Source organism: Cupriavidus sp. 8B, assembly GCF_054589115.1.
In genome coordinates this window covers 26,144-35,312 of record NZ_BAAILO010000412.1, presented here as the reverse complement: position 1 = coordinate 35,312, position 9,169 = coordinate 26,144, and the positions used below count along the sequence as shown (strand labels likewise).

At 66.6% G+C, this 9,169-nt stretch carries 11 protein-coding genes; 2 read left to right on the top strand and 9 right to left on the bottom strand.

The window, feature by feature from the left end; genetic code table 11:
* Positions 1 to 113: 113 nt before the first annotated feature.
* The 7 genes from ACYP5B_RS38855 to ACYP5B_RS38825 form a co-directional block, all read right to left on the bottom strand.
* On the bottom strand, positions 114 to 401 hold the full coding sequence (locus ACYP5B_RS38855; RefSeq protein WP_318235083.1) for an MSMEG_0570 family nitrogen starvation response protein: 288 nt from the start codon (positions 399 to 401) through the stop codon (positions 114 to 116).
* A gap of 9 nt (positions 402 to 410) precedes the next feature.
* Positions 411 to 1,421: a sll0787 family AIR synthase-like protein gene (locus ACYP5B_RS38850; RefSeq protein ID WP_459573138.1), complete on the bottom strand. Its 1,011-nt coding sequence runs from the start codon at positions 1,419 to 1,421 to the stop codon at positions 411 to 413.
* Positions 1,418 to 1,981: an MSMEG_0567/Sll0786 family nitrogen starvation N-acetyltransferase gene (locus tag ACYP5B_RS38845; RefSeq protein ID WP_459573137.1), complete on the bottom strand. Its 564-nt coding sequence runs from the start codon at positions 1,979 to 1,981 to the stop codon at positions 1,418 to 1,420. Before ACYP5B_RS38845 ends, ACYP5B_RS38850 begins: the two co-directional genes overlap by 4 nt.
* Positions 1,978 to 3,111, bottom strand: a complete 1,134-nt coding sequence (locus ACYP5B_RS38840; RefSeq protein WP_459573136.1) for an MSMEG_0568 family radical SAM protein — start codon at positions 3,109 to 3,111, stop codon at positions 1,978 to 1,980. The genes ACYP5B_RS38845 and ACYP5B_RS38840 overlap by 4 nt, the downstream gene beginning before the upstream one ends.
* Positions 3,062 to 4,078 carry a Nit6803 family nitrilase gene (locus ACYP5B_RS38835; RefSeq protein WP_459573134.1) on the bottom strand — a complete coding sequence of 339 codons (1,017 nt, stop codon included), beginning with the start codon at positions 4,076 to 4,078 and terminating at the stop codon, positions 3,062 to 3,064. The genes ACYP5B_RS38840 and ACYP5B_RS38835 overlap by 50 nt, the downstream gene beginning before the upstream one ends.
* Before the next feature lie 60 nt (positions 4,079 to 4,138).
* Positions 4,139 to 4,621 carry an MSMEG_0572/Sll0783 family nitrogen starvation response protein gene (locus ACYP5B_RS38830; RefSeq protein WP_035811662.1) on the bottom strand — a complete coding sequence of 161 codons (483 nt, stop codon included), beginning with the start codon at positions 4,619 to 4,621 and terminating at the stop codon, positions 4,139 to 4,141.
* A 112-nt stretch (positions 4,622 to 4,733) separates the two neighbouring features.
* Positions 4,734 to 5,033: a hypothetical protein gene (locus ACYP5B_RS38825; protein ID WP_459573133.1), complete on the bottom strand. Its 300-nt coding sequence runs from the start codon at positions 5,031 to 5,033 to the stop codon at positions 4,734 to 4,736.
* Between ACYP5B_RS38825 and ACYP5B_RS38820 the strand changes: the two genes are divergently transcribed.
* Both ACYP5B_RS38820 and ACYP5B_RS38815 read left to right on the top strand, forming a co-directional pair.
* Positions 5,005 to 6,396, top strand: coding sequence for an aminotransferase-like domain-containing protein (locus ACYP5B_RS38820; protein ID WP_459573132.1), 1,392 nt, complete (start codon positions 5,005 to 5,007; stop codon positions 6,394 to 6,396). The two genes, ACYP5B_RS38825 and ACYP5B_RS38820, sit on opposite strands and share 29 nt — an antisense overlap.
* A gap of 234 nt (positions 6,397 to 6,630) precedes the next feature.
* Positions 6,631 to 8,028 (top strand): tail fiber protein, encoded by a 1,398-nt coding sequence (locus ACYP5B_RS38815; protein ID WP_459573131.1) that lies wholly within the window; start codon positions 6,631 to 6,633, stop codon positions 8,026 to 8,028.
* Positions 8,029 to 8,090: 62 nt separating this feature from the next.
* Here the strand turns inward: ACYP5B_RS38815 and ACYP5B_RS38810 are convergent, their stop codons facing one another.
* Positions 8,091 to 8,309 carry a hypothetical protein gene (locus ACYP5B_RS38810; protein WP_459573130.1) on the bottom strand — a complete coding sequence of 73 codons (219 nt, stop codon included), beginning with the start codon at positions 8,307 to 8,309 and terminating at the stop codon, positions 8,091 to 8,093.
* 31 nt (positions 8,310 to 8,340) lie between these two features.
* Complete coding sequence (locus ACYP5B_RS38805) at positions 8,341 to 8,913, bottom strand: nitrogen fixation protein NifQ (protein ID WP_459573129.1); 573 nt, start codon at positions 8,911 to 8,913, stop codon at positions 8,341 to 8,343.
* Between the last annotated feature and the right edge of the window lie 256 nt (positions 8,914 to 9,169).

Genomic DNA, 9,169 nt, shown 5'->3' with positions numbered 1-9,169 from the left:
CGGCCGGGCGGTGGCAGCGGCGAAGGCTCTCACTCCGAGCTAGCGCCCACCCTCTCCCCCGGCCCCTCTCCCACTGCGTGGGAGAGGGGAGCAAACCAGTGGTGCGAAAGTACCTACCGCCCAAAGCCAAGCACGCGCACCGTGGCGTCCGGCTGCGCACAAAAACGCGCGGCGCTTGTCTCGATCTGTTCAAGCTGGTCCATGGCAGAAGAGCAGGCATAGCCATACTTGGCCCTGACGCGCTCCGAGGCGCTGCCCAGCGCGCGCCTGGCGATCTCCAGGAACTCGTCCAGCGTGTAGTCCTGCCCCGGGACAAAGAACTCCGTGATCACCGAAGACGGGGAGTAACAGGTGGCCTCGCTCTGGTCGGGCCAACGTATGCGGAAATGGGTGACTGGCATGAAGGCTCCTCAGGCATCGATGTGGGTGGCGTCCCGCGCTGGACACTCAGCCCGCGGAACGATGAAGGCGTCGTGCGCGAAATCCCACAGCAAAGCGCTCTCCCCGCCCGCGCCGACCATGACCCGACGCGAGTCGTCGATCACGCCGATCTGCGCGCAAGCAATGTCCCGCGCGCCAAAGCGTGCGGTAACGCGCTCCACGTCCGCCTCGCGCACCGCCAGAAGGAAGCCATAGCTGGGAAACGCGGAAAGCCAGCGCTCCACGGGCACGCCCGCGGGCGCCGGGATACGGTCCAGGTCGATCCGCGCGCCCACGCCGGAGCATTCCAGCAGCATCAGCGCCGTGCCCAGCGTGCCGGCCATGCTGATGTCCTTGGCCGCGGCGCACAGGCCGTCCTCGGCCAGCGCGGGCAGCAGTTCGAGATCGGCCCGCAGCCGCGCGGGCGGCGCCTCGGTGGAGGCGTTCCAGTATGGGTACGGCTCGGCAAAGGCGCCGCGCAAATCGACCGCCATCAGAAGCCGGTCACCCGGACGCGCAGCGAAGCTCGATAGCAATCGGCGCGCCCGACCGACAATGGCCACCGCAAGCTGGGCGTGATCACTGCGGGCATTGCTGTGCCCCCCAACGATGGGCACGCCATAGGCCGCGGAGGCCGCCGCCATGCCCTTGAGCACTTCGGCGGCGTCGGCCACGCCGTGGCTCCAGATGGCGTCCACCACGGCCAGCGGGCGGCCACCCATGGCATAGATGTCGCTGACATTGACCATCACCGCGCTATAGCCCGCGAACCAAGGCTTGGCATCGATGAAATCCCGGACCATGCCTTCGATCGCAAACAGCAGGTAGCCATCATGGTCGGCAATGGCGGAGCAATCGTCGCCCACCGCCACCGCCTGCCCGAGATCGCGCATGCCGCCCGGCAGCGCATTGCCCAGCGACGACAGCACGCCGGCAATGTCGGTCTTGTGGCCAAAGCCGCGGCTGGCGCGCAGGCTTTGCACAATCTGCGCGACGTTCATGTCCCGCTCCTGCCCAGCGTCGACAAGCCGACGCGCGGCGTCAGGCACGCCGGGTAGAAGTCCAGGTCCGCCTGCATCAGGTGGTGCGGGCGGCCGAGCAGCGTTTCCTCGGCCAGCGCATGCCAATGCAAGCGGCGGAACAGCGGCACATTCTGGCTCTGCACGTGGGCGAGGAACCGGGTGCAGCCCAGCCCGTTCGCGCTGCTCACCGCCAGCTTGATCAGCGTCGCGCCGATCTTGCCGTGGCTGCGGTACGCGGCGTGCACGGCAAGCCGGGAGCCAAACCACACGCCAGGCTCGGTTTCGTGGATGCGCACGGTGCCGACCACCATCTCGGGCTCGTCCGCCTGGCACTTCACCGCCACCAGCAACTGCGCCCTGCCGTCCATCTCGTCCATCTCATCGATCTCGTCGCGGTCGTCCCCAACGAAGATGCCTTGCTCATGGCAGAACACCGCCCGGCGCAGCGCCATGGCCTCGTCCTCCTCCCACTGCGCCCCGGCCCAGCGGATGCGGAACGTGGTGGCCACGGGCACTTCCACACAGAGATCGTCGCTCATGCCGCCACCTCTTCATACGAAGACAGCGAGGAGCAAGCGCCGCACTTGCCGCAGCCCGCCTTGATATCCGCCGAGCGCATGCCCGCCGCGCTGATCATGGCGCCGAGCGGCTTGAGGATGGACTTCATGAATTCAGGCGGCGGCGCCGGATGGTCCTCCAGCGGCGTGCCGGTAATGGGCACGAAGGGCACCACGAAGGGGTAGACGCCAAGCTCGACCAGTTCCTTCGAGATCGACAGGATGGTCTCAGCGCTGTCACCGAGGCCGGCGAGGATATACGTGCTCACCTGCCCCCGGCCGAACACGGCAACCGCGGCCTTGAAGGCTTCCATATAACGGCTGATCGGCACCGCCGCCTTGCCCGGCATGATCCGCTCACGCAGGGCCGGCGTGACCACTTCCAGGTGCATGCCCAGCGTGTCGATGCCCGAGGCCTTCATGCGGTCGAACCAGCGGTCATCGTCCGGTGGCTCGCATTGCGCCTGGATGGGCAGGTCCACCGCGGCCTTGATGGCGAAGGCGCTTTCGCAGAGGATGCGGGCACCACGGTCCGGCGTGGGCGGCGTGCCGGTGGTCAGCACCATATGCTTGACGCCGTCCAGCAGCACCGCGGCGCGCGCCACTTCAGCCAGTTGCTCCGGTGTCTTGCGCGCAATGGTGCGCCCCGCCGCGAGCGATTGCCCGATCGCGCAGAACTTGCAGGTCTTGCGCCGGCTCTCGTAGCGGATGCAGGTTTGCAGCACCGTGGTAGCCAGCACGTCCGCGCTGTGCAGCGTGGCGATGTGCGAATACGGCACGCCTTCCATCGTCTGCAGGGCATAGAAGCGCGGCGCCTTTGGAAAGCTGATGTTCGCAATCGGGATCGTGCCGCGCATCAGCGCGCTGGTGCCCTTGCCATCCGGCGACGACGCCACGTACGGCGAATGCCAGGCGGTGTTGGTATGCACCGGCACCATGATGGTCACGCCGTCCACGGTCACCGCCTTGTGGTCCGACGGGCCCGCGCCGCCGCGCCGGCTGGCGGCGCCCGCCGCCGGGTCCAGCAGGCGCAGCCCCACCGATTGCAGCTCGGTCCGAAGTTCAGTTACCGACAACCGGCTCGAGGCCGGCGTCATCTCGCTGGAGTTCATGGTGGGTGCTCCCGTGGTAGTTGGAGAATGCGGTGGCCATGGGCGATGCTGTCGCCGCCGGCCGGTCGTTGATGGCAAGGCTGAGCAATTCGGGCCGGGCGTAGTGCCCCACCGAATCCATCATTCGCTTGCGCTTGGTGATGAGCGACATGTCCAGGTCCGCGATCACCATGCCCTCGCCCTCGCGCAGCGGCGGCGCCAGGTGCTGGCCCTCCGGAGACACGATGGCGGTGTTGCAGCCCCCGCGCAGCGCCTTTTGCAAGGCGGGGTCGGTGGTCACCGAGGCGATCTGCTCGTCGGTCAGCCAGCCGGTGGCGTTCACCACGAAGCAGCCGGATTCCAGCGCGTGATGCCGAATGGTGACTTCGATCTGGTCGGCAAAAATGGGGCCCACCAGCGAGCCGGGAAACTGGCTGCAATGGATTTCCTCGTGCTGGGTCATCAGCGCGTAGCGGGCCAGCGGGTTGTAGTGCTCCCAGCAAGCCAGCGCGCCCACGCGGCCGATGGCGGTATCGGCCACCTTCAGGCCGGCCGCGTCGCCCTGGCCCCAGATCATGCGTTCATGGAACGTCGGCGTGATCTTGCGGCGCTTGAGCACCAGGCGGCCGTCGGTATCGAAGATGAGCTGCGTGTTGTAGAGACTGCCGTGGTCGCGCTCGTTGACGCCGAGCACCACCACCATGGCGTGCCGGCGCGCGCGCTCGGACACGGCATGGGTGACGGGGCCGGGCACCACCACCGCCTGCTCGTACAGGCGCATGTGGTCGCTGCCGGATTGCACGGGCGGCCGTACGAAGGAGAAGTACGGGTAGTACGGCAGGAAGGTTTCCGGAAAGACGATCAGCTGCACGCCTTCCCGCGCCGCGCGGTCGATGGCCTCGCAGACTTTGGCGAGGGTGCCTTCGCCGTGCTCGAGGTCCGGTGAGATCTGGACCGCAGCCGCGCGCACAATGCGTTTCTGTGACATGGTGATGCCCGCCCTTTTTCTAAGCGTTGAAGCGTTAAACCTAAGCGTTAAACCGAAGCGTTAAACCGTCCAGGTATCCAGGATCAGCGCGTTCTCTTTGCGGTGGATCAGCTTCAGGTCCAGCACGTCGAGCGGGCTGATCGGGCGGATCCCTTCGATCAGCGACGCTTCGCCATGGCCATAGAGCGCCTGCAGCGCGAAGCGGCAGGCGTAGACCTTGCCGCCCTCTTCCATGAACTTGGTGATCTGCTTGTTGAAGTTGAGATGGCCGGCGAAGGCTTCGTCGCCCAGCGTGGGAAAACCGCGCTGCAGGCCAAGCGTCACGCCCGGGCCATACAGCAGGATGGAGGTCTCGAAGCCCTTGCGTTGCAGGCGCGTGGCCTGCAACAGGTTGACGAAGCCGATCGAGCCTTCGAAGGCCACGGTGTGGAAGGTGACCAGGGCCTTCTCGCCCGGTTCTGCCTTGACGTCCTCGAATACCTTCTCTTCGTAGTCGACCAGGAAGTCGCCTTTCTTGTGGGCCGGTTTGTTGACTGCGGGCATGTTGCACTCCATAGGGTTGGTGGATCAGTCGATCGATCGGCGCTGGGCCGACACCACTCCTTGAGCATGGGACATGCCATCTGCCACGCCCGCCCATGCGATCAATTGCCGATCAAGCAGCGAATCGCTCATTGATCGCATCGCTGATTTTCCGGATGGCGAAATGTGCGCGAAACGCTTGTGCGTTTGCCGATACAGGCGTTTGGAGGCCATGCACTGCGACGGAACACGCCAGCAGGGCGAATGCGCCCGCAAGCGGTGCAATTCCGTCATCACGCACCATCATTGCGCAATTAATTATGCGATCAATTGGATCGCAAAAACCGATCATTGTGGTAGCCTGAAACGTCTGATGAAACCGCACCGAACGCCAGGAGCCCGCCTTGTCCGGACTTGCCAGCCATTGGCTCAAACGCCTCTCCGAGAGCGCCAAACCCGCTTACCTGATGATCCCCGACCTGATCGAGGAAGACCTGGCAAGCGGCCGCCTGCAAGCACGCGACCGCCTCCCGGCGCTGCGCGACCTGGCCGATGCGCTGCAGCTCAACTACACCACCGTGGCGCGCGCCTACGCGGAAGCCCGCAAGCGCGGGCTGATCGACGCCAAGGCCGGCAGCGGCACCTTTGTGCGCGGGCGTGCGCCGGCGCTGCCGCTGCGCGCGGGCACGGGTGCCGAAATGACCATGAACAACCCGCCCGAGCCGCCGGCGCTGACCGTGAGGCTGCGCGAGTCGGCAGCACGCCTGATGAGCACGACGGATCCCTACGACCTGCTGCGCTACCAGGATTTCGGCGGCACGCCGGCAGATCGCGCCGTAGCGACCGAATGGCTGAAACGCTATGTGCCCGCCTGCCGCGCGGATACCGTGCTGATCTGCCCGGGCATTCACAGCGCGCTGGTGGCGCTGGTATCGCTGCTGGCCCGGCCCGGGCAGACGATCTGCCTGGATACGCTCGCCTACCCCGGCATCAAGGCCATCGCCACGCAGCTCGGCGTGCAATTGCAAGCCCTGCCCGGCGATGAGGAAGGCCCCCTCGGCCCCGCGTTTGAGACGCTATGCAAGACGCAAAAGCCCAGCGCGCTGTACTGCAATCCCACGCTGCAGAACCCCAGCACCAAAACGATGCCCCAGGGACGGCGCGAAATCCTGGCGGATATCGCCCTGCGCTACAGCGTGCCGATCATCGAGGACGATGCCTACGGCATGCTGCCGCAGCGCACGCCCGATGCCCTGGCCACGCTCGCGCCAGAACTCACCTACTACGTCACCGGCCTGTCGAAATGCTTCGGCGCCGGATTGCGCATTGCCTTTATCAACGGCCCCACCGCGCGCCAGACCCAGCGTCTGGCCGGCACCCTGCGCGCCACAACCGTCATGGCGAGCCCGTTCAATACGCTGCTGGCCACGTCGTGGATCAAGGACGGCACGGCGGAAGACATGCTCAAGGCCATTCGCGCCGAGTGCGTGGCCCGCCAAATCCTGGCCCGCGATGTCCTGGCGGGACGGCCGTACGACGCCGACCCGGAAGGCTTCCATCTCTGGCTGCCGATCCCCCCGGAAAGCGGCTGGCGCCCCTCGGAGCTGGCGCTGCATCTGCGCTCGCGCAGCATCGGCGCGGTGTCGAGCGCGGCGTTTTCCACCGATGGCAATCCGCCGGATGCGATCCGTCTCTGCCTGGGCGGGCCGGGCGAGCGCGACGAGATGGAGGAATCGCTGCAGATCGTGGCGGATACGCTGGACGATCCGCACCATCTGCATTCGGCGATGCTGTAGCGGGCCATTGCGCCTGCGCCTTGCCGGCGCGTCGCCGGCTTCGTTGGGTTTTGGCAACGACATGCAAGTCTGCCAGCGAAACGGCTGAAGACTTTGCCGCCTCGTGGACAACCGTCGATAAAATGCTGCCGGCTGCGCCCGGCGGGCGCTCCCAATACATAAAGAAAAGTACACCTCGATACCAATCGAGACGTGTGCAAGCGGATAACAAGTCTTGGGAATTTAAGCGAAATCATGAAGCAAGCAAAGAAGCGGACTCTCTATCTGTCCATGGCAGCGGCATCGCTGCTCACCGCATGCGGCGGCGGCAACGACAGCGCGCAATCGTCTGGCAGCGCCCCGGTAACGGTGACCCCGGCCTCGATCTCCGGCGTGGCGGCCACCGGCGCGCCGATCGCCAACGCCACCGTGGAGCTGAAATGCGTGGCCGGCACGGCCTCCGTCACCACCTCCGCCACCGGCGCCTGGTCGGTCACCACCGCCGGCCTGGTGCTGCCGTGCGCGGCGCGCGTGACCGGCCCGAACGGCGTACTGCACACGCTGATCCTCGGCCCCGGCGTCACCAACATCACGCCGATCACCGAGCTGGTGGTGGCTAGCGCCACCGAGAACCCGGACACCGAAGCCTTCTTCAACACGTTCTCCGCCACCTCTGCCAGCGCCGCGAACAATCGCCTGCCTACCGCCCTCGCACTGACCAAGCAACGCCTGGCCAACCTGGGCGTGACGGTGGACACACTCAACCTGCTCAACCAGGTGTTCCAGCCGCAAGCCGGCGACGCCTACGACGACAGGCTCGAAGCGCTGATCGTGCGCCTGAAGGCCAACAACGCCACGTTGACCACGGTGGCGCAGGAACTGGCCAAGGGCGATGTGGGCCCGGCAGGGGCAACGGGCACGACTGGCGCCACGGGTGTGGCAGGCGCGACCGGCGCAACAGGCGCTGTCGGGGCTACCGGACCTGCCGGAGCAACGGGCGCTCAGGGTCCGCAAGGTGCTGATGGAAGCAATGGCGCTACGGGCGCGACCGGCGCCACGGGTGCACAAGGCGTGACGGGACCGACGGGGGCGACCGGCGCCACGGGCGCACAAGGCGTGACGGGGGTTACTGGCATGACCGGCGCCACTGGCGCCACCGGCATGCAAGGCCCGACAGGAGCCACTGGCGCACAGGGCAGTACGGGTGTCACGGGCCCCACGGGTGCGACTGGCAACACCGGCGCCACTGGCGCGACGGGCGCGCAAGGCGTATCGGGCCCCATCGGCGCTACGGGGGCAACAGGCGCTACCGGGGCCACGGGCGTGACGGGAGCCATGGGAGCCACCGGTGCCACGGGCGCGACCGGCGGCAACGCGGGACTGGGACAAAGCGGGAACGCGGCAGGCGGCGGCACCGGCGTCCAATGCACGATGGGGAGCGTGTGGCTAACCGCCACGACCTTCGGGCAAGGCATGCCGGCCGATGGCCGGCTGTTGCCGATCCAGCAGTACACCGCGCTGTTCTCCCTGCTGGGGACTTCATTTGGCGGTAATGGCACGACCAACTTTGCGCTGCCGAATCTTGCGTCCGTCACGCCCAACGGCCTGACGTACATGATCTGCACTGAGGGCATCTATCCCTCGCGGCCCTAAGCCGGTGGGAAGGCCGGAGACACAGGTCCCCGGCCTCCCTCGCACTCAGTGCTGGCGCGCGATCACCCGCCCTGCCCGCGCCATTCACGGTCACGCAGCCAATGCCCTCCGCCGCCTGTTGCGGCGACGCATAGGTAGCCGCATCGCGCACGCGGCCCGCATCGAAGACCACGATATCCGCCTGCCAGCATCCGCTGCGCGACTCCCTCGTCCATCAGCAAGTTGATCGCGGTGCCTGGCTGCAGGCGGCCCTTCAGCATGCCGCGGTCCACGCGGATCATGGTGGAGCACCGGTGTTTCTGCCAGCGACATCTAGCGCCAGGTAATGACCGTCTCGGCGCCATGGCACGCCGCATAGTTGTCGCATCCGGCGCAGGCCGGTTCGGGACACGGGTGCAGGCCCAGCCGCCGGCATAGCTCGTGGTAGAAGAACTTCCTCCACTTCATGTCCGTGGTGTTGGCCGCATAGAGCGAGGGAAAGTACGCCTGCAGCAAGCGCGAAACATCGTGCCGGCCCGACAAGCCCATGTCGTGCCAGAGATGGGAGCCGCCAAAGCAGCCGCTGGCCAGCGCGTGCGCGGCCCAGCGCGTTTCCGGGCGAGCGGGATTGCCAGATGCGATCAGCATCTGCACCAGGTCGGGAAACTCGCAAGGCAAGGCGGCGGCATCGACCGGCGCCGACTCCGGCGCCCACCCCGCCGCCCTTGCACCAGGAAAGCAGTGATCCAGCATCTGCCAGAACTCGGGCTCGGCAAGCCCGAGCCACTGCGCGAACCTGGGCAGCCTGGCCGCGTTGGCGCTTTCCAGCACGCCGGCCAGCGCGCGGCAGGCCGGCTCGCCGGGCGACAGCGAAAACGCATCGAGGATCAGCAACGACTGGTTCACGGCAATGCCTTGTGGAGCTGGGCTCGCAAGCCATTGCCGATCCCGGCGGTGGCCGGGTGGCGGCTGGCGGTTGCCCAATGACCGCAATATATCTATGTATATAACGGTAGTCAATGCGAGGCGCCACGGGCATCACGGTTACGCCAGGAGCGCATTGGAGGCGACGCTTCACGGTACTGCGAGCGATAGGAAAGCCAGCGGGCAGATTCCTTGCATCGATAGGAAGTGATGGGCGTGCACCTTCTCTAAGCTGTCT

Excerpts from the sequence above, each read along its gene's own strand:
- ACYP5B_RS38855 (WP_318235083.1), bottom strand. The coding sequence starts at position 401 with ATGCCAGTCACCCATTTCCGCATACGTTGGCCCGACCAGAGCGAGGCC.
- ACYP5B_RS38850 (WP_459573138.1), bottom strand. The coding sequence starts at position 1,421 with ATGAACGTCGCGCAGATTGTGCAAAGCCTGCGCGCCAGCCGCGGCTTT.
- ACYP5B_RS38845 (WP_459573137.1), bottom strand. The coding sequence starts at position 1,981 with ATGAGCGACGATCTCTGTGTGGAAGTGCCCGTGGCCACCACGTTCCGC.
- ACYP5B_RS38840 (WP_459573136.1), bottom strand. The coding sequence starts at position 3,111 with ATGAACTCCAGCGAGATGACGCCGGCCTCGAGCCGGTTGTCGGTAACT.
- ACYP5B_RS38835 (WP_459573134.1), bottom strand. The coding sequence starts at position 4,078 with ATGTCACAGAAACGCATTGTGCGCGCGGCTGCGGTCCAGATCTCACCG.
- ACYP5B_RS38830 (WP_035811662.1), bottom strand. The coding sequence starts at position 4,621 with ATGCCCGCAGTCAACAAACCGGCCCACAAGAAAGGCGACTTCCTGGTC.
- ACYP5B_RS38815 (WP_459573131.1), top strand. The coding sequence starts at position 6,631 with ATGAAGCAAGCAAAGAAGCGGACTCTCTATCTGTCCATGGCAGCGGCA.
- ACYP5B_RS38810 (WP_459573130.1), bottom strand. The coding sequence starts at position 8,309 with ATGATCCGCGTGGACCGCGGCATGCTGAAGGGCCGCCTGCAGCCAGGC.